Genomic DNA, 17,941 nt, shown 5'->3' with positions numbered 1-17,941 from the left:
CGCGCCATGACTGACGAAGCCGACAGCTACGCAATCTACCCCAGTCTCAAGGGCCGCAGCGTCTTCATAACCGGCGGCGGCAGCGGCATCGGCGAAAGCCTGGTGCGCCACTTCTGTGCGCAGGGCAGCCGCGTCGCCTTCGTCGACCTGGCCGAGGAGCCTTCAAGACGCCTCGTCGATGCAATCGCCGCCGAGGGGCATGCCGCACCGCTGTTCATCCCGTGCGACCTGCGCGACATCGAAGCCCTGCAGGCAGCTACCGCACAGGCGATGCAGCACAACGGCCCCATCCAGGTCCTCTGCAACAATGCCGGTAGCGATGACCGCCATCAGACCAAGGATGTGACCGTTGCCTATTGGGACGATCGCATGGCGGTCAATCTTCGCCACCAGTTCTTCGCCGCGCAGGCCGTGCGTCCGCAGATGAGCGCTCTGGGCGGCGGCTCGATCATCAATTTCGGCTCCATCACCTGGATGGTCGGCGATCCGGATTGCCCGGCCTACGTCACCGCAAAGGCAGCGGTCTACGGCATGACGCGCGCGCTTGCCCGCGAGCTTGGACCGGAGCGCATCCGGGTCAACTGCATGGTGCCGGGCTGGGTCATGACCGAGCGCCAGATGCGCCTGTGGCTCACACCGGCCGGAGAGCGCCAGATCGAGGAAAGGCAGTGCCTGCCCGACCGGCTGCAGCCATCGGATATCGCGCTCATGGCGCTGTTCCTCGCCGCCGACGACAGCCGCATGTGCACCAGTCAGCAATTCATCGTCGACGGGGGCTGGGTGTGACCCGGACAGCCCTGAAGGAGGAAGGGAATTTCATGCGTCTTGTTCAATTCAAAATGCCCGATGGCAGCAGGCAGGTCGGCCGCGTCTCCAAAGATGGTGACCATCTGCACCCGCTCAAGGCAACGAGCACCGTGCTGGAACTGGCGGAAGCGGCGATTGCCCGAGGCGTCTCCATCGCGACGCTTGTCGAAGAGCGCACGACCGCCGAGAAGATCGACTATGACCAGCTGTTGCGCGAAGGCCGCGTGCTGGCCCCGGTCGATCATGCCGAGCCGGCGCGGTTCCTCGTCACCGGCACAGGCCTGACCCACACGGGAAGTGCCGCCGCGCGCAACCAGATGCATGTTCTGACCCATGGCGAGGGTGCGGCGGAATCCGACTCCCTCAAGATTTTCCGCATGGGGCTGGAGGGCGGCAAGCCTGGCGCTGGCAAGATCGGCATCCAGCCGGAGTGGTTCTTCAAGGGTGTCGGCACCTGCGTGGTGCCGCCCGGCGCGCCGCTGCCGATGCCCGCATTCGCCAAGGCCGGAGCCGAGGAAGCCGAGATCGTCGGGCTTTATCTGAACGGGCCGGACGGCCATCCCTATCGCATCGGCTACGCGCTCGGAAACGAATATTCCGACCATGTGACAGAGGGCGAGAACTACCTCTATCTCGCTCATTCCAAGCTGCGCTCATGCTCGATCGGTCCCGAACTGCTGATCGGCGATCTGCCGAACGAAGTACGCGGCCATTCCCGCATCACGCGCAACGGCGCCGTCATCTGGGAGCAGGAATTCCTGTCGGGCGAGGCGCACATGTCGCACTCGATCGCCAATCTCGAACACTACCATTTCCGCTACCCGATGCATCGCCGGCCAGGCGACCTGCACGCCTATTTCTTCGGCGCGGCGGTGATGAGCTACGCCTCCGGCGTCCAGACGGCTTCCGGCGACGAGTATGAAATCCAGGCACCGACATTCGGCAAACCACTGCGCAACCGGATGGAAAAGGTGTCGGACGAGGGACTGGTCACCGTCACCCAGCTGTGAGGGCAAAGGTCCGAAGACTGCGGTTCACGACAACGATAATGGGAGAATGACAATGGGACTGAAGAGACTGTTTCTCAAAATGGCTACGATCGGCCTGGGCATCGGTCTGATGACCTCGGCAGCACTTGCGGCAAACCTTCGTGTTCTGGCCTGGGACGGCTATGCGGACGCGGATTGGGTCAAGGACTTCACCGCCAAGACCGGCATCGGCGTCGACGTTGTCTTCATCGGCAGCGATGACGAGATCTGGGCCAAGATCAAGGGCAGCGAAGGGCAGGACTTCGACGTCTTCGCCGTCAACACCGCCCAGTTGCAACGCTACATCAAGGCCGATCTCGTATCGCCGATCGATGTGGCAAAGCTCCCCAACCAGAAAGAGGTGCTGCCGCGCTTCCGTGACCTGACCGCGGTCAGCGGCGTCACCAAGGACGGCAAGGTCTACGGCATCCCGTTCTGCTTCGACTCGATCGGCCTGATCTACGACACCGACAAGGTGAAGCCCGCGCCGACATCGATGTCGGTCCTGTGGGACCCGGCTTACAAGGGCAAGGTCCTTGCCTATGACAATGGCGAGCACAATTTCTCGTTCACCGCGCTGACCCTCGGCTACAAGGATCCGTTCAACCTCAACGAAGAGCAGATGGCGGCGGTCAAGGCCAAGCTGGTTGAGCTGAAGCGCAACGTGTTGAGCTTCTACACCACCGCCGACGAAGCCCAGCAGATCTTCCAGAACAACGACGTTGCGCTGATCTGGGCCAACTACGGCCAGCAGCAGGTCAAGGCGCTCCAGAAGGTCGGCGCCCATGTCGCCTATGTCAATCCGAGCGAAGGCGCGCTTGCCTGGCTCGACAATTGGGTCATTTCCAAGGGCGTCCGCGACAACGATGCCGCCGAGAAATGGATCAACTTCATGCTGAGCAAACAGGTCAGCGGCACGCTGTCCGAGCGCACCGGCTTCGGCAACACCGTGACAGAATCCAGCAGCGCCGGCGGCAACGACAAGCTGGTCTGGCTGAACAATGTCGAGGACCCGCTGAAGCGTTCGGACATGTGGAACGAGGTCAAGGCCACGCCCTGATCCCTGGCATTCGAAGGACCCGGCGGTTCGGGCGTTCCGGACCGCCGAAAAGCGCACGTCGAGAGTATCCAATGAACCAGAACACCGACCTGCTCACGCTACGGTCCGTCTCGAAATCCTACGGCACGGTTCCCGTGCTGCACGACATCGACCTTTCGATCAAGGACGGCGAGTTCCTCACCGTCCTTGGACCATCCGGCTCGGGCAAGACCACCGTGCTGCGGCTCATCGGCGGTCTGGAGCCGCTGACAGCAGGCGAAATCCGGCTCGACGGCCAGGACATCAGCCGCATGCCGATCAACCGGCGGCCGTTCAACACCGTGTTTCAGGACTATGCGCTGTTCCCGCACCTGACCGTTTCCGGCAATGTCGGCTATGGCCTCTCGGTTCGCCATGTGCCGCGCAAGGAGATTGCCGGCCGCGTCGCGCAAGCCCTGGATCTGGTACAGCTCGGGCTCTTTGCCGATCGCTTTCCGGCACAGCTTTCCGGCGGCCAACGTCAGCGCGTGGCGCTGGCGCGCGCCTTGATCTGCCAGCCGCGCCTCATCCTGCTCGATGAGCCGCTGGCGGCGCTCGATCTCGAATTGCGCCGGCAGATGCAGGAGTTCCTGAAGTCCATCCAGCGCGAGATCAAGACCACCTTCCTGTTCGTCACCCACGACCAGGAAGAGGCCATCGGCATGGCCGACCGCATCTGCGTCATGCAGGCCGGCCATATCCGCCAGCTCGGCACGCCGCATGAGCTCTACTACAAGCCCAATTGCGAGTTCGTGGCGCGCTTCTTCGGCGAGAACAACCTCGTCGCCGGAACGCTTGGACCGGTGCAGGGCGAGTTGCGCTCCATCGACACGGTGCTCGGACGGCTGGTCTGCTCGATTGCCGGGCAGCCTCATCTGAAGGCTGCGGCGAACGGCGCCAAGGCCTTCGCCGCGTTTCGTCCCGAAACCTTGCGCCTTGCCGGCACGCACGATGCCACCAACCACTTTACCGGTAAGATCGCCGATCTGGCCTTTGCCGGTTCGTCGACCGTCGCCACGGTTGTTGCGGGAGAGGGGGTAGCTGCACCGCGCCTGCGCCTGCGCTTCCCAAGCCAGGTCCACGGCAGCGCCTTGAAATCCGGCGAGACGGTGGCGCTTTCCTTTGCGCCGCATGAAGGCCATCTGGTGCTGGCATGAGCGGATCAGGCTCGATGCAGACTTCCGAGCGGCGAGCGTCGCTGCTGGTGACGGTGCTGGCTTTCGCCATGCCGGTCGTCTTCGTCCTGGTGCCGCTGGTGATCTTCCTCGGCTACAGTTTCTTCAGCGTCGACCAGGGCACGATCGTCCATACCCCGACGCTCGGCAACTATGTTCGCTTCTTCACCGATCCCGTCTTCTTCAAGGTGTTCTGGAACACCATCGTGCTGTGTCTTTCGGTGGCGGCGATCTGCATCCTGCTCGCCTATCCCGCCGCCTATTTCCTGACGACGCTGAAAGGGCGTTGGCGCTATGCGTTGCTGATGCTTTTGCTCGTGCCGCTGCTGATGAGCTACGTCATCAAGATCTATGCCATCCGCAGCATCCTCGGCCTCAACGGCTTCCTCAACAAGGCGCTGGTTGGGCTTGGCATCCTGGAGCAGCCGTCGACGCTGTTCGTCTTCAACATGAACGCCATCCTGCTGACGCTGACGCTGTTGCTGATCCCCTTCGCCATCCTGCCGATCTTCCTCGCGCTTGAACGCATCCCGCAGGTCCTGCTGCGCGCATCCGACGATCTCGGCGCCACCGGCTTGCAGACCTTCCTGCGCATCACCTTGCCGCTCAGCCTGCCCGGCGTGGCCTCGGCGGCGAGCTTTGTCTTCGTGCTGGCTATCGGCGATTTCCTGACGCCGCAGATGGTCGGCGGCATCAGCGGCTTCACCTTCGGCCGCATCCTCTACAGCCAGTTCGGCACCGCCTATAACTGGCCATTCGGAGCCGCACTCTCAGTTGCCCTGGCTGCCGTGGTGATCGCGGCGATCCTTGTCGGCGAGCGCTTCGGGCGCAGCAGGGGGACTTCGGTATGACCGCATTGCCCCGCCTGTCCACGATCTTCCTGGCCGCGATCACCGCGTTGGTCGCGGTGCTGCTCTACAGCCCGCTGTTCGTTCCCATCGTGTCGTCGTTCTTCACCGTCTCGCATGGCGATGTCGACTGGTCGTCTCCGACGGTCGCAACCTATGTGTCGCTGGCCGAAAACCACGACATCCTCGCCGCCTTGCGCACCACGCTGATCGTCGGCGTCTGCACGGTCATCCTGTCCGTGGTCAGCGGCACGCTGCTGGCGCTCTACTATCACGGACGTCGCAGCGGACGCTCAGTGCTGCAGTTCATCATCTTCCTGCCGTTCCTGATGCCGCCCATCATCAGCGGCCTGGCGCTGCTGATCTTCTTCCGCGAGATCGGCCTCGAACGGTCGCTGCTGACCGTCATCATCGGCCATACGGTGTTCGTCCTGGCGATCGTCTACCGCACCGTGCTGATGCGCCTGCAGTCGATGAGCCGCACGCTGGTCGAGGCGTCCTACGATCTCGGCGCCACGGGCTGGCAAACCTTCTGGCGCATCATCCTGCCCAATTTGTCGAGCGCGATGGTTGGCGGCGCCATCCTGGCCTTCGCCCTGTCCTTCGACGAGACCATGATCACCATCCTGGTCACCGGTACGCAGAGCACATTGCCGGTCAGGCTGTGGGCGATGATGCGGCTCGGTTTCTCGCCGGACATCAATGCACTGGTGGCGCTGATCCTGATGTTCACCGTGCTGCTGTGCGTGCTGGCCGCCCGCTTCCTCATTCCCAGGCAAGTCGCCACGCAACGCAACTGACCGGCTCAGCTTGCCGTGGCGAACTCCCGGTTGCGGTCCATCAACTCACGGACGAAAGCCTGGACGAGGCTGCGTGTCTCGTCGGCCTTGCGGTAGGCCAGCAGATGGCGCGAGGAGAAGGTGTATGATCCCGGCTTGATCGCCCGCAAGTCACCGGCCTCGACCCATGACGATGCATAGTGGGCGGGCAGGAAACCGATGAAGTTCTGTGACAGGATCAGCATCAACTGCGCTTCCATGTCGATGACCGCCGCGCTCGCCTTCGGATGCCCGACCAGATAGAGGTCGTCGAAGTACCGATAGCTGCGCACCGAAAACCGCGCCGCGTCGACGGCGCTCTGGTCGATCCTTGAATCGGGCATGGCGAAGAGCGGGTGGTGCCGGCCGCAGTAGAGAAAATGCGGCTCGCCGCAATAGTCCCGGTAGACGACGCCCGGCGCCTTCTGCGATAGCGGCCCGATGACGACGTCGCGGTCGCCATCGGCAACCTGCTGTTCGAGCTCGGACGGCGTGCCCAGCGACAGGTCTATGAAAACATCGGAATCGGGGCCCATGAAGCGGTTGAGGGCGTGCTGGATGCCCAATTCCCTGCTCGTGAAAACGCCGTCCGACGTACCTATGCGCAGCCGGCCGGACAGGTTGCCGCTGGCAGCGCTGATGCGATGGCCGAAATCGTCGAGATCACGAAACAGTTTTTGCGCGGCGTCGTAGGTTGCCTGCCCGACCTCAGTGAGGCGGAACTGCTTGCGTCCACGATGACAAAGCTGCGCCCCGATGCGCTTCTCCAGCTCCGCAAGATGCGTGCTGAGGGTCGGCTGCGACAGGTTCAGCGTGATCTGCGCGTCGGCAAAACCGCCTGAATCGGCCAGAGCCACGAAGACGCGCAGGAGACGGATATCGATGTTGTCGAGCCGGCGCATGCCTGCCTCCCAATGATACATCGACATTATTCGATGTAAAATTTGAAATAAACTCATTTACATCAATGTTGAAAATCGCGAGCTTGGCGCAACAAAAAAGGGGAACAATCATGAAACCAACGGTCGCAACCGCGCTGTCCGCGGTCCTTCTGCTCGCCAGCTCGCAGTTCGCCTTCAGCGCCGACCAGATCCGCATCCTTGCGCCGACATGGCTGGGATTCGCGCCTGTCCACATCGCCAGCGATCTCGGCTGCTTCACCGCCAAGGGCCTCGACGTCAGCATCAAGTTCGAGGACGACCTGACCAACGTCATGGCGGCCATGGCGCGCGGCGACATCGAGATGCAGATGCGCTCCGTCGGCGAATATCAGGGCAGGCCGCGCGATGCGTCGACGCCTGGCATCATCATCGGCACCATCGATGAATCCGTTGGCGGTGACGGCGTCATCACCGACGACAAGATCAAGTCGGTCGCCGACCTCAAGGGCAAGGTCGTCGCGGCCGAGCCCAACATTCCCTCACGCCTGCTGCTGCAGATGGAACTCAAGCAGGCCGGCCTGTCGCTGAAGGATCTTCAGATCAAGGACATCGCCACGGCCGATACCGGCGCGGTTTTCGTCGATCCGTCGATTGCCGCGATCGCGACCTATGAACCGTTCATGTCGCAGGCGATCAAGGCGTCGACCCGTACGGGCGCCCGCATGCTGATCTCGTCCAAGGATCATCGCGGCATCATCATCGACGCGATCATCGCCCGCAACGACGACTTCAAGGCCAACCCGGACAAATACGTCAAATTCCTCGGCTGCATCTATGACGCCGTCGATTTCATCAAGGCCGAGCCTCAGAAATTCGCCGACATGGCCTCCAAGCACTTCGGCCTGACGCCGGCCGAAGTGACGGATATCGTCAACTCCAGCCTGTCCTACACGACGCTCGCGGAATCGCAGGCCTACATGGGCAAGGCCGGCGAAAAGGGCACGCTGCACGGCATTTTCGACACGGTCATGGAGCTCAACCTGGAGAACGGCGCCGCCGACAACAAGCTGGTGGCGGCCGACCAGATCGACAATTCGGCGATCAACAAGATCCCGGCAAAATAACGGTCAAGCCGACCGTGCGGCAGCCTCTTGGCTGCTGCCGGCAGCCATGTCATTGCGGCTCGCCGTCGGTGACGGTCGTTCTCTAGATCATCCGGGGATACCGATTTGTTCAGCAGCCTGTTTGTTTTCCGCGGCCGCGCGTCGCCGATGGCGGAGTTCGCCGTCAGTGTCGGGGCGGCTGTTCTCGTCGTTGCCCTGTGGGAACTGGCGGCACGCGCGGGCATCATCGCGCCGCAGTTCCTGCCGTCGCCAAGCCGCGTCATCGTCGCCCTGTGGACGATGCTGACCGAGCAGAACCTGTTATGGCATGTCGGGGTTTCGACCCTCCGCGTCTGGATCGCCTTCCTGCTCGCCGCCGTCATGGCGATCCCGATCGGCATCATGATGAGCAGCTACCGCATCGTCGGTGCGGCCCTGGAACCGATGATCGATTTCATCCGCTACCTGCCGGTTCCCGCGCTCGTGCCGCTGTCCATCATCTGGTTCGGCGTCGGCGAGGAGACCAAGATCTTCCTGCTCTGGCTGGGCACGTTCTTCCAGCTCGTGCTGCTCGTGGCCGACGACATGCGCCGCGTGCCGCAAGAGTTCGTCGAGGTCGCCCGCACCGTCGGCGCCAATTCGCGGCAGGTGATGGTCGATGTGGCCTTGCGCTGGATGGGGCCGACGCTGCTCGACAATCTTCGGATCACGCTCGGCTGGTGCTGGACCTATCTGATCATCGCCGAGATCGTCGCCGCCGATTCCGGCATCGGCTATGTGATCTGGACGGCGCGTCGCTTCGTCAAGACGCCCGAAGTCATGGCCGGCGTCGTCGTCATCGGCCTGATCGGCCTTGTCACCGACCAGCTGCTTCGCCTGCTTCACCGCCGGCTGTTCCGGTATCTGTGAGGGGCATGACAATGACCGGATATGTTCAATTCGTTGACACGGCGAAATCCTTCGGCCCCGTCAATGTCGTGCGCAAGACCAGCCTCGGCCTCGACCGTAATTCGCTGGTCGTCTTCCTCGGTCCATCGGGCTGCGGCAAGACCACATTGATGCGGATGGTCGGCGGCCTTGACGAGCCGAGTTCTGGCTCGATCCTGCTCGGCGGGGAAAAGGTCGTCAGGCCTGACCGGCGGCGCGGCATGGTGTTCCAGTCCTATTCGTCCTTCCCCTGGCTGACGGTGGAAAAGAACATCGCCTTCGGCATGCGCTACAGGAAGGATCTCGATGCGGCGCAAAAGGCCGAGCGTATCCATCACTATCTCGACCTGTTCGGTCTCGCCGACTTCGCCGGCTCCTATCCGAACCGGATCTCGGGCGGCATGCGCCAGCGCGTTGCCATAGCGCGCACGCTGGCCGCTGGTTCCGATGTGTTGCTGATGGACGAGCCCTTCGGCGCGCTCGACGCGCTGACCCGCGAGCGCCTTCAGGTCGAGCTGCGGCAGATTCAGATCCGCGAGGAAAAGACCGTCATCTTCGTCACCCATGATGTCGAGGAAGCGGTGTTCCTGGCCGACCGGATCATCCTGTTTTCGCGCCGGCCGGCCTCGGTTGTCGCCGACATCGATGTGGCGGCCGAGCTTGGCCCGGACCGGCCGCTGGAAATCCGCGAAACCCAGAAATTCTTCGAGCTGCGCAACAAGGTGCTGCACCTCATCCGCAACGAAACCGGAGTGGTCGTGTGAGCCTCTCCCTGTCCGGAAAGACGGTTGTGATCACCGGGGCGAGCCGGGGCATCGGGCTCGGCATCGCCAGGGAGTTCGCGCAGGCCGGCGCCAGCCTGCATCTGATCGCGAACGACAAAGCCGTGCACGAACGGGCGCGCGAGCTGGACGCCACCAGCGCGGAGGCCGACATTGCCGACCGCGCGGCTGTCGCGGAAGCGCTCGATCCGGTCGCCCGCATCGACGTTCTCATCAACAATGCCGGCCTTGAGCTGATGACGCCGATCACCGACAGCGGCGACGATAATGAGGCCGCCTTCCGGCGCATCATCGAGATCAACATCATCGGCACGGCACTGGTCACCGCGCGCGCTCTGCCGCGCATGCGGGCCGGCGCCTCGATCATCAACACCGCGTCGATCTGGGGCCGTGTCGCCGAAGCCCGCTTCGGCGCCTATGTCGCGTCCAAGCACGCCATCATTGGTCTGACCAAGACCTGGGCCAAGGAGCTTGGACCCAAAGGCATCCGCGTCAACGCCGTCTGTCCCGGCTGGGTCCGCACCGAGGCATCGATGCGCTCGCTCGGCCGCATGGCCGAGCAGGGTGATGTCAGCGAGGCGGCCCTGCTCGAGGATATCGTCGGCGCGCAGGCCTTGCCGGGCCTGATGGAACCGGCCGACATGGCCGGCACCTATCTTTTCCTGGCATCGGACCTCGCGGCCAACATCACCGGGCAGTCGCTCGGCGTCGACAGGGGAGAAGTGCCTTGGTAGTCCCGCTCCACGGAAAACGCGCTCTGGTCACAGGCGCAGCCAGCGGCATCGGCCGCGCCACCGCGCTAGCCTTGCGGGAGGCGGGCGCCACCGTTCTTGGTCTCGACCTGAAAGCGTCCGAAAGCGATATCCCGATTCTTGCCTGCGACCTCGCCAGCGAAGCCGACATCATCGCCGCAGTCGGGCACGGGGCGGAGCGGATCGGCGGTTACGACATCCTCGTCAACAATGCCGGCATTCTCCAGGAAGCGTCGCTTGATGCGATTTCACTCGATCATGTCGACCGCATGTTCGCGGTCAATGTGCGCGGCGCCATCCTTGTGGCGCGCGAAGTCCTGCCGCATCTTCCCGATGGCGGCCGCATTATCAACATCGCCTCGGAACTTGCCTATCTCGGTCGTGCCGGTGCCTCGGTCTATTGCGCGACCAAGGCGGCACTGCTTGGCCTGACCCGCTCCTGGGCACGCGAGCTCGCACCTCGCATCCTCGTCAACGCCGTGGCGCCTGGGCCGACCGACACGCCCCTTCTCGGTTTCGAGGCGCTGACCGAGAGCCAGCGTGCGCTGGAAACGACACATCCGTTGGGGCGGATCGGTCGGCCGGAAGAAATCGCCTCAGCGGTGGTTTTCCTGGCCGGCCCAGGCGCCACCTTCTTCACCGGACAATGCCTGGGCGCCAATGGTGGCGCGGCGATGCTTTGAGATGAGATGATCATGAAAGACAGGGTTTTCCTCGCTGAACTGCCGTGGCCGGAAGCAGAGAGGCGGATCGCCGCCGGCGCTCCGGTCATCCTGCCGCTCGGCGCGACCGAGCAGCACGGCCACCACATGGCGATGAATGTCGATGTCGTCATTCCCACCGCCATCGCCGAGACCGTGGCGAGGGAGGTTGGCGGCCTCGTCGCGCCGACCATCGCCTACGGCAACCGCTCGCAGCCAAGGACAGGCGGCGGCCCGGCCTTTCCCGGCACGATCAACATCACGGCGCACACGTTCTCGCTCATCGTCAAGGATGTGATCTGCGACCTCTATCGCCAGAAGGTCCGGCGCATCGTCGTGCTCAACGGCCACTACGAAAACATCGGCCCGTCGATCGAGGGCATCGAACTGGCGCTCGACGCCATTGGCCGCGAGCGTGCGACGGATCTGACCATCCTGCGCATCGACCATTGGGAGATGGTGCGCACAGAGACGCTGGCGAAAGTGTTCCCCGATGGCTACCCCGGGATCGAGCTCGAGCATGCCAGCGTGATCGAGACATCGATGATGCTGGCGCTGCGCCCCGAGCTCGTCGACCTCGCCAAGGCGTTGCATGACGGCCCCGCGCAATTCAAGCCCTATGATCGCTATCCAAGGCCCGCCGAGGAAGTGCCGCCCTCCGGCGTCCTCTCGCTGACCGAGGGCTCATCGGCGCAAAAGGGCCGATGGCTGCTCGACGACTGCGAGACGCGGATCGCTGAAATCGTCAAACGTGAATTCTTCTGAGGTGCCGACAGCCATGAGCAGCAATTTCTTCCAGCCGGTCGATGCCTCGGCCGTTCCCCGCTTCGCCGGGCTTTCGACCTTCATGCGGCTGCCGGCGGTGGCGAGTGCCGAGGGGCTCGACATCGCCCTTGTCGGCATACCGTGGGATGGCGGCACGACCAACCGCGCCGGCGCGCGCCACGGCCCACGCGAAATCCGCAACCAGTCGAGCCTGATGCGGCGCGCCCACCACGTCTCGGGCATCGAGCCGTTCAGCATCGCCAATGTCGCCGATGTCGGCGATCTCTCGGTCAATCCGATCAACCTCCTGGACGGATTGAAGCGCATCGAGGACGGCATTGCAGCGATCGTCGCGGCGGGCGCCATTCCGCTTTCCGCTGGCGGCGATCACCTGACGACGCTGCCGGTACTGCGCGCCGTCGCCAGGGATAGGCCGGTCGGCATGATCCATTTCGACGCGCATTCCGACACCAATGACAGCTACTTCGGCGACAATCCCTACACGCATGGCACGCCGTTCCGCCGTGCCATCGAAGAAGGACTGCTCGATCCGAAGCGCGTGGTTCAGATCGGTATTCGTGGTTCGATCTATGAACCAGGCGAACATGACTGGGCGGTCGCCCAGGGCATCCGCATCATCTACATGGAGGAGTTCGTCCGGCGGGGCGCGGCCAGCGTCATGGAAGAGGCGCGAGCCATCGCCGGCAGCGGTCCCACCTACGTGACATTCGACATTGACTGCATCGACCCGTCGATGGCGCCGGGCACCGGGACGCCCGAGCTCGGTGGCTTCACCACCCGCGAAGCGCAGGAAATGGTCCGCCTTCTCGATGGATTGAACATTGTCGGCGCCGATGTGGTGGAAGTGGCGCCGCCATTCGATCTCGCCGGCATGACGGCATTGGCGGGGGCGACGATGATGTTCGAACTGCTGTGCGTGATGGCCAGGGCCGTCGCGGAGCGCAGAAGCCAGGCCTGATCGTTGCGATCAGGCGAAGGCGATCCTGATCGTTCCGTGTGGGCCGAAATCGGCGACGATTGCGTCGCCGTGGTGCGCCTCCACCGGGCGCACGAAGGAGCCGGACAGCACGACCTGTCCGGCTGAAATCCGCATGCCATATTGGTGCAGCCGGTTGGCCAGCCAGACGATGCCCTTGGCCGGATGGTCGAGCACGCCGGCGCCAAGGCCGGTTTCCTCCACCTCGCCATTGCGCGACACGATGGCGCCGATCCAGCGCAAATCGGCATCGCGCGGGCCGCTGCGGCGCCCTCCGACGACGATGCCGGCATTGGCGGCATTGTCGGAGATCGTGTCGAAGAAGGTGCGCGCCTTGCCGGTTTCCTTGTTCATCCGCTCTATGCGGGTGTCGAGGATTTCCAGCGCCGGCGTGATGTAGTCTGTGGCGTCCAGCACGTCGTCGATCGACACATCCGGCCCTGACAGCGGCGCCTTCATGACGAAGGCGATCTCGGCCTCGATGCGCGGCTGGATGAAGCGGTCGGCCGGAACCGTGCCGCCATCGCCAAAAAACATGTCGTCGAACAGCACGCCGGAATCCGGAATGTCGATGTTGAGTGCCGACTGCATCGCCTTGGACGTCAGGCCGATCTTCCAGCCCTTGATCGTCAGGCCCGATGCTGCCTTCCTCTTCACCAGTGCCACTTGTACCCGGTAGGCGTCGTCCATCGTTGCACCGGGAAAGTCGAGGCTGAGCAGCCTGATCTGGCGGCGATTGCGCTCTGCCTCGAACAGTCTGGTCGCCGCGTCCTCGACCTGGGTCTCCGTCATCATCGGCCGCTTCCTTCGTCGACAACGCCGTTCCTGAGCAGGCCGATGCCGTCGGCCTCGACCTCGATGACGTCGCCGGGCTTCAGCCAGACTGGCGGATCGAAGCGCGCGCCGGCGCCGGTCGGCGTCCCGGTGACGATGATGTCGCCGGGCACCAGCGTGGTGAAGGTCGAGACATAATTGATGATCTTGCGGAACGAAAAGATCATGCGGCTGGTACGGTCCTGCTGCCGGACCTCGCCATTGACGCGGGTGGTGAGCGCGATATCGGCGATCTGCGCCTCGTCGGTGAACGGCACCAGCCACGGTCCGATCGAGCCGGTGCGGTCAAAATTCTTGCCCTGGGTGACGTTGAACTTGGCATGGCGCACCCAGTCGCGGATGGTGCCTTCGTTGCAGAGCGACAGTGCCGCGATATGGCTGAGCGCGTCGGCCTCAGTGATGCGCCTGCCTGCCTTGCCGACGACGATGACGACCTCGCCCTCATAGTCGAGCTGCGGCGATTCCGGTGGCCGCACCAGCGGCGCGCCATGGCCGACGAACGAACGCGGAAAGCGGATGAACAGCGACGGGTTGGAGGGAGCCGCCTGTCCGTCCTTGTACTCCTCGTTGCGGTCCGGATAGTTGACGCCGACGCAGATGATTTTTTCCGGGGAGGGGATCGGTATCTCGTAGGCGATATCGTCGAGCGAGAAATCGGCCGCGAAGGCGTCGGCCTCCTCCGCCAGGCGCCGCAGTGCGCCAGCCTCGATCGCCTCTCGCAGAGTAGGCCATTGGCTGTGGCGCGCCGAAAGGTCGACGACGCCTGTTTCAGTGATCGCGCCGTAGCGCGTCTTGCCTCCGGCACTGAAGGTGGCGAGCCGCCCCTGTGTCGTCATGCTGATCTCCGCGTCTCTGCTGTCGAGTTCGTTGTCACGGCGCAACGATCGGCGAGGCCGCGAGGTCGGGCTGGCGCGGCTCGACGCCGGCGAAGGCGCTGCCTTCCTCGAACCAGCTCTTCGGCGCCGGCGCGCCCCACAGGGTCTGCCGCTGCGGGTCCTTGAGGTCCCATTTGATCGGCTCGAGGTCCGGATCGACCGTCTGGTAATCCGAGCAATAGATCTCGATGCGGTGGTTGTCGGGATCACGGACATAGAGGAAGAAGGCGTTGGAAATGCCATGCCGGCCGGGGCCGCGCTCGATGTTGCCGATGTAACCGGTGGTGGCCATCAGATCGAGCAGGTCGATGATGTTGAGCGGCGTCGGCACCCAGAAGGCGACGTGGTGCAGCCGCGGTCCGACACCGTTGGTGAAGGCGATGTCGTGGACGCCGCCCTTGCGGTGCGTCCATGCGGCCCACAGCTTTCCCGACACCGCATCTTCCGTGTACTCGGTGACGCGGAAGCCGAGCTCGTTGTAGAACGCCACGGATTCATCGACATTGGGCGAGAAGCAGTTGAAGTGGTCGATGCGCAGCGGCTTGACGCCCTTGTAGAGCGCATATTTCTGGTGGATCGGCGGCAGCCGGTCCATCTTCGAATAGAATTCCAGCGGAATGCCGTGCGGGTCGCGAGTGCGGAAGGTGCGCGACTGGTAGGGCCGTTCGACCCATTCCACCGGCAGGCCCTTGCCCTTGAAGAAATGCTCGGCCTTGTCGAGTTCCTCGTCGGAGAACACCTTGAAGCCGAGGTCGCGGGCTTCAGGCGCGGCACCCTTTCGCAGCACGATGCAGTGGTGGCCGCGTTCTTCCAGCGCGCGCAGATAGATGGCGCCGCTGGTCTCGTCGGTGACCTGTAAGCCCAGCGTGTCGACGTAGAAGGCGCGCGACCTGGCGAGGTCGGTGACCGCCAGTTCGACATGGCTGAGGCGCACGATGTTGAACGCCGGATAGAGGTTTGGTGTGGGCAGGGGCATGGGTGATGGCCTCCGGTCAGCCGCCGAGCTTCTGGATCGCGTGTGGCGCGGTCGCGAATGCGATGTTCTTGGTTTCCATGTAGAAATCGAACGACCAGCCGCCGCCGTCGCGGCCGATGCCCGAACTCTTGACGCCGCCGAATGGCGTCGGCAGATGCCGCACATTCTCGGAGTTGACCCAGATCATGCCGGCGTCCAGCGCGTCGGTGAAGCGGAACGCGCGGGTGACATCCGAGGTCCACAGATAGCCGGTCAGGCCGTAGCTGGTGGCGTTGGCCAGCTCCAGCGCCTCGGCCTCGTTCTTGAAGGCGATGGCGGTCAGCACCGGTCCGAAAATCTCTTCCTGGGCGATGCGCATCTTGTTGGTGGCGCCGACGAACAGCGTCGGGCTGACATAGCAGCCGGCACCCGGACCATCGAACTTGCCGCCGCCGGCAGCGACGACGGCGCCTTCCGACTTGCCGATCTCGATATAGGAAAGGACCTTTTCCTCGTGCACCGGGTGGATCAGCGGGCCGACCACGGTTTCCGGATCAAGCGGATGGCCGATCTTGATGCGCTTGGCTTTCTCGGCCACCAGGGCGGTGAACTTGTCATAGATGCCTTCCTCGACCAGCAGGCGCGAGGATGAAGTGCAGCGCTCGCCGTTCAGCGAATAGATCATGAAGACGGCGGCGTCCGCCGCGCGCTCCAGATCGGCATCGGCAAAGACGATCACCGGATTCTTGCCACCAAGCTCGAAATGCACGCGCTTCAGCGTGTCGGCGCCTTGCTTCATGATCATCGAGCCGGTGCGGCTTTCGCCGACGAAGCCGATCGCCTTGATGTCGGGATGCTCGGTCAAAGCCTTGCCGGCATCTTCGCCATGACCATTGACGAGGTTCCAGACGCCCTTGGGCAGGCCCGCCCCTTCGGCGATCTCGACCAGCAGCCGCGCCGTCAGCGGCGAGAACTCGGCCGGCTTGTGAACGACGGTGCAGCCAGCGGCGAGCGCCGGCGCGATCTTCCAGGTCGACAGCATGAACGGCGTGTTCCACGGTGTGATGATGCCAACCGGGCCGATCGGCACGCGGGTGGTCATGTTGACCTGGTTCGGAGCGCGGATCGTGCGGCCGTCGCGGGCTTCAGGCGCCCGGTCGCCATAGAAGCGAAAATTCTCTGCGCCGCGAAGCGCAGCCTTGGCCATGAACTTGAGCGACTGGCCGGTGTCCATGCATTCGACGAAGGCGATCTCCTCGGCACGCGCCACGATCGCGTCGGCGATCCCATGCAGCAGCGCCTTGCGCTTGTCTCCGGGCATCGCGGCCCAGTCTCGGAACGCTGCTTTCGCTGCCTTGGCGGCGCGGTCGATGTCCACGGCCTTGCCGCGCGCCACCTTGGCGATCGGCTTCAGGTCGACGGGCGACAGCGTCTCGAACGTCGAGCCGTCGGCGGCCGGCACGGTCTCGCCGCCGATCTGGTTAAGCACGCCCCCGGTCCTGAAGCGCTCAAGATAGGCCTCGGCCTTCCTCAGATTGTCGTCCAATGCCGCCATGGTGTTTTTCCTGTACTTACTTGCCGCGCAACCGCGGGTGGATGGCATTCTTCTTCCAGCTCAACTCGGCGTCGATCTCGCGGATCTCCAGCGACAGCGCGAAATGCGGCGTTGTGAAAAGCGCCGCGAGATACTCAGAGACAGCAGCGAAGATCATCTCGCCGGTGCGCTTCTTCTCCTCCGCGCTACGCCCTTTGCCGATGCGAAAATTCATGTCGATGAAGCCGTTCTCAGGCAGCAGGTCGGCGATTGCGTAGGCCTCGGCGCGAAAGGCGCGCACCCGCACCGCGCCCTGCTCGAACAGGCCGGTTTCGAGGATGGTTCGCGACACCAGCGTGCAAAGCCCGGCCATGTCGACGCAGGCGTCGAGATTGGCAGAATACTCGATGGTCATGTGCGGCAAGGTTTCCTCCGCCGGCGCTGCCGGTTCTTGTAATTAACATGTGAATTACATCATGATGGTGGAATGTCAAGCACCGTTCACTTGGTTTGAATACGCCTGCCGGAGCGGGATTGCCGCACCCGGCAAAATCGCGGATATAGCAGCGTCCGCCGCATTCTTAGTCATGCCTGTATCCGGCATCAGGGAATGCAGCTGAAACGTTCTTCGGAGGCCTGCTCTTGCTACCGCCCAGCACTCGTCGCTCCTTGCCGATGGCTCTTCTGCGCGCCCGCGAAGTGATCATGGCACACTTCCGGCCGATGCTCGCCCGGCACGATATCACCGAACAGCAATGGCGCGTGCTGCGCGTGCTGGCCGAGGCCGGCCCGCTCGAGGCAACCGAACTTGCCAATCGCGCCTCGATCCTGCCGCCGAGCCTCACCCGCATCATCAAGGCGATGGAGGAACGACAGTTCATCACCCGCAACAAGGTCAAGGATGATGGGCGCCGGGCGCTGCTGGCCATCAGTCCGGCCGGCGTAGCACTGATCGAGGATCTGTCGCCCGAGCGCGTCGCCATCTACGACGCGATCGAAAAGCGCTATGGCGCCGAACAGCACGAGCGCCTGCTCGACATGCTGGAAAGCCTTATTCAGTCGGAGACGACTACGGATTAGT

Annotated in this window: 20 protein-coding genes; 14 read left to right on the top strand and 6 right to left on the bottom strand. The window is 63.6% G+C overall.

The genetic code is table 11. From position 1 onward, the window contains the following. The first annotated feature begins 6 nt into the window (after window positions 1-6). The 6 genes from ABVQ20_RS14220 (at window position 7) to ABVQ20_RS14195 (ending at window position 5,736) form a co-directional block, all read left to right on the top strand. Window positions 7-786, top strand: a complete 780-nt coding sequence (locus ABVQ20_RS14220; RefSeq protein WP_354460137.1) for an SDR family NAD(P)-dependent oxidoreductase — start codon at window positions 7-9, stop codon at window positions 784-786. Window positions 787-818: 32 nt separating this feature from the next. After that, entirely contained in the window at window positions 819-1,817 is a 999-nt protein-coding gene (gene araD1, locus ABVQ20_RS14215) for an AraD1 family protein (RefSeq protein WP_354460136.1), read from the top strand. A gap of 52 nt (window positions 1,818-1,869) precedes the next feature. Further along, entirely contained in the window at window positions 1,870-2,895 is a 1,026-nt protein-coding gene (locus ABVQ20_RS14210) for an ABC transporter substrate-binding protein (protein WP_354460135.1), read from the top strand. Between the two features lie 71 nt (window positions 2,896-2,966). Then, window positions 2,967-4,070 (top strand): ABC transporter ATP-binding protein, encoded by a 1,104-nt coding sequence (locus ABVQ20_RS14205; RefSeq protein WP_354460134.1) that lies wholly within the window; start codon window positions 2,967-2,969, stop codon window positions 4,068-4,070. A gap of 14 nt (window positions 4,071-4,084) precedes the next feature. Continuing rightward, a complete protein-coding gene (locus tag ABVQ20_RS14200; RefSeq protein ID WP_354460133.1) occupies window positions 4,085-4,939 on the top strand; it encodes an ABC transporter permease in 855 nt (284 codons plus the stop codon). Then, a complete protein-coding gene (locus ABVQ20_RS14195; protein ID WP_354460132.1) occupies window positions 4,936-5,736 on the top strand; it encodes an ABC transporter permease in 801 nt (266 codons plus the stop codon). The genes ABVQ20_RS14200 and ABVQ20_RS14195 overlap by 4 nt, the downstream gene beginning before the upstream one ends. Window positions 5,737-5,741: 5 nt before the next feature. On the opposite strand, the gene ABVQ20_RS14190 is transcribed toward ABVQ20_RS14195, so the two are convergent. Continuing rightward, entirely contained in the window at window positions 5,742-6,656 is a 915-nt protein-coding gene (locus ABVQ20_RS14190) for a LysR family transcriptional regulator (protein ID WP_354460131.1), read from the bottom strand. Between the two features lie 110 nt (window positions 6,657-6,766). Between ABVQ20_RS14190 and ABVQ20_RS14185 the strand changes: the two genes are divergently transcribed. The 7 genes from ABVQ20_RS14185 to speB all read left to right on the top strand — a co-directional run bounded on the left by ABVQ20_RS14185 (window position 6,767) and on the right by speB (window position 12,644). Further along, window positions 6,767-7,759: an ABC transporter substrate-binding protein gene (locus ABVQ20_RS14185; protein WP_354460130.1), complete on the top strand. Its 993-nt coding sequence runs from the start codon at window positions 6,767-6,769 to the stop codon at window positions 7,757-7,759. Window positions 7,760-7,864: 105 nt separating this feature from the next. Further along, the gene (locus tag ABVQ20_RS14180) at window positions 7,865-8,647 is read left to right on the top strand and encodes an ABC transporter permease (protein WP_354460129.1); all 783 of its coding nucleotides are present in this window, start codon (window positions 7,865-7,867) and stop codon (window positions 8,645-8,647) included. An 11-nt stretch (window positions 8,648-8,658) separates the two neighbouring features. Next, complete coding sequence (locus ABVQ20_RS14175) at window positions 8,659-9,429, top strand: ABC transporter ATP-binding protein (RefSeq protein WP_354460128.1); 771 nt, start codon at window positions 8,659-8,661, stop codon at window positions 9,427-9,429. Next, on the top strand, window positions 9,426-10,181 hold the full coding sequence (locus tag ABVQ20_RS14170) for an SDR family NAD(P)-dependent oxidoreductase (RefSeq protein ID WP_354460127.1): 756 nt from the start codon (window positions 9,426-9,428) through the stop codon (window positions 10,179-10,181). Before ABVQ20_RS14175 ends, ABVQ20_RS14170 begins: the two co-directional genes overlap by 4 nt. Continuing rightward, window positions 10,175-10,882 carry an SDR family NAD(P)-dependent oxidoreductase gene (locus ABVQ20_RS14165; protein ID WP_354460126.1) on the top strand — a complete coding sequence of 236 codons (708 nt, stop codon included), beginning with the start codon at window positions 10,175-10,177 and terminating at the stop codon, window positions 10,880-10,882. The genes ABVQ20_RS14170 and ABVQ20_RS14165 overlap by 7 nt, the downstream gene beginning before the upstream one ends. A 12-nt stretch (window positions 10,883-10,894) precedes the next feature. Further along, window positions 10,895-11,665, top strand: coding sequence for a creatininase (locus tag ABVQ20_RS14160; protein ID WP_354460125.1), 771 nt, complete (start codon window positions 10,895-10,897; stop codon window positions 11,663-11,665). Between the two features lie 13 nt (window positions 11,666-11,678). Beyond that, window positions 11,679-12,644: an agmatinase gene (speB, locus tag ABVQ20_RS14155; protein WP_354460124.1), complete on the top strand. Its 966-nt coding sequence runs from the start codon at window positions 11,679-11,681 to the stop codon at window positions 12,642-12,644. 9 nt (window positions 12,645-12,653) lie between these two features. Here the strand turns inward: speB and hpaH are convergent, their stop codons facing one another. The 5 genes from hpaH to ABVQ20_RS14130 are packed head-to-tail and all read right to left on the bottom strand — an operon-like array spanning window position 12,654 to window position 17,284. Next, window positions 12,654-13,457: a 2-oxo-hept-4-ene-1,7-dioate hydratase gene (gene hpaH / locus ABVQ20_RS14150; RefSeq protein ID WP_354460123.1), complete on the bottom strand. Its 804-nt coding sequence runs from the start codon at window positions 13,455-13,457 to the stop codon at window positions 12,654-12,656. After that, window positions 13,454-14,332, bottom strand: a complete 879-nt coding sequence (locus ABVQ20_RS14145) for a fumarylacetoacetate hydrolase family protein (protein WP_354460122.1) — start codon at window positions 14,330-14,332, stop codon at window positions 13,454-13,456. The genes hpaH and ABVQ20_RS14145 overlap by 4 nt, the downstream gene beginning before the upstream one ends. Before the next feature lie 34 nt (window positions 14,333-14,366). Then, on the bottom strand, window positions 14,367-15,347 hold the full coding sequence (gene hpaD / locus ABVQ20_RS14140) for a 3,4-dihydroxyphenylacetate 2,3-dioxygenase (protein WP_354460121.1): 981 nt from the start codon (window positions 15,345-15,347) through the stop codon (window positions 14,367-14,369). A 16-nt stretch (window positions 15,348-15,363) separates the two neighbouring features. After that, window positions 15,364-16,881: a 5-carboxymethyl-2-hydroxymuconate semialdehyde dehydrogenase gene (hpaE, locus tag ABVQ20_RS14135; RefSeq protein WP_354460120.1), complete on the bottom strand. Its 1,518-nt coding sequence runs from the start codon at window positions 16,879-16,881 to the stop codon at window positions 15,364-15,366. A 16-nt stretch (window positions 16,882-16,897) separates the two neighbouring features. Further along, entirely contained in the window at window positions 16,898-17,284 is a 387-nt protein-coding gene (locus tag ABVQ20_RS14130) for a 5-carboxymethyl-2-hydroxymuconate Delta-isomerase (protein ID WP_354460119.1), read from the bottom strand. A gap of 251 nt (window positions 17,285-17,535) precedes the next feature. On the opposite strand from ABVQ20_RS14130, the gene hpaR reads away from it, so the two are divergent. Further along, entirely contained in the window at window positions 17,536-17,940 is a 405-nt protein-coding gene (hpaR, locus tag ABVQ20_RS14125; protein WP_354460118.1) for a homoprotocatechuate degradation operon regulator HpaR, read from the top strand. Window position 17,941: the final 1 nt, after the last annotated feature.

The sequence above is a fragment of the Mesorhizobium shangrilense genome, from assembly GCF_040537815.1.
Lineage (GTDB): Bacteria > Pseudomonadota > Alphaproteobacteria > Rhizobiales > Rhizobiaceae > Mesorhizobium > Mesorhizobium shangrilense.
This window is presented reverse-complemented; position numbering and strand designations above follow the sequence as displayed.

Coding starts and splice junctions, on each gene's coding strand:
- ABVQ20_RS14185 (WP_354460130.1), top strand. CDS start 6,767: ATGAAACCAACGGTCGCAACCGCGCTGTCCGCGGTCCTTCTGCTCGCC.
- hpaR (WP_354460118.1), top strand. CDS start 17,536: ATGGCTCTTCTGCGCGCCCGCGAAGTGATCATGGCACACTTCCGGCCG.
- ABVQ20_RS14200 (WP_354460133.1), top strand. CDS start 4,085: ATGCAGACTTCCGAGCGGCGAGCGTCGCTGCTGGTGACGGTGCTGGCT.
- hpaD (WP_354460121.1), bottom strand. CDS start 15,347: ATGCCCCTGCCCACACCAAACCTCTATCCGGCGTTCAACATCGTGCGC.
- araD1 (WP_354460136.1), top strand. CDS start 819: ATGCGTCTTGTTCAATTCAAAATGCCCGATGGCAGCAGGCAGGTCGGC.
- hpaH (WP_354460123.1), bottom strand. CDS start 13,457: ATGATGACGGAGACCCAGGTCGAGGACGCGGCGACCAGACTGTTCGAG.
- hpaE (WP_354460120.1), bottom strand. CDS start 16,881: ATGGCGGCATTGGACGACAATCTGAGGAAGGCCGAGGCCTATCTTGAG.
- ABVQ20_RS14175 (WP_354460128.1), top strand. CDS start 8,659: ATGACCGGATATGTTCAATTCGTTGACACGGCGAAATCCTTCGGCCCC.
- ABVQ20_RS14220 (WP_354460137.1), top strand. CDS start 7: ATGACTGACGAAGCCGACAGCTACGCAATCTACCCCAGTCTCAAGGGC.
- ABVQ20_RS14195 (WP_354460132.1), top strand. CDS start 4,936: ATGACCGCATTGCCCCGCCTGTCCACGATCTTCCTGGCCGCGATCACC.
- ABVQ20_RS14210 (WP_354460135.1), top strand. CDS start 1,870: ATGGGACTGAAGAGACTGTTTCTCAAAATGGCTACGATCGGCCTGGGC.
- ABVQ20_RS14160 (WP_354460125.1), top strand. CDS start 10,895: ATGAAAGACAGGGTTTTCCTCGCTGAACTGCCGTGGCCGGAAGCAGAG.
- speB (WP_354460124.1), top strand. CDS start 11,679: ATGAGCAGCAATTTCTTCCAGCCGGTCGATGCCTCGGCCGTTCCCCGC.
- ABVQ20_RS14145 (WP_354460122.1), bottom strand. CDS start 14,332: ATGACGACACAGGGGCGGCTCGCCACCTTCAGTGCCGGAGGCAAGACG.
- ABVQ20_RS14190 (WP_354460131.1), bottom strand. CDS start 6,656: ATGCGCCGGCTCGACAACATCGATATCCGTCTCCTGCGCGTCTTCGTG.
- ABVQ20_RS14205 (WP_354460134.1), top strand. CDS start 2,967: ATGAACCAGAACACCGACCTGCTCACGCTACGGTCCGTCTCGAAATCC.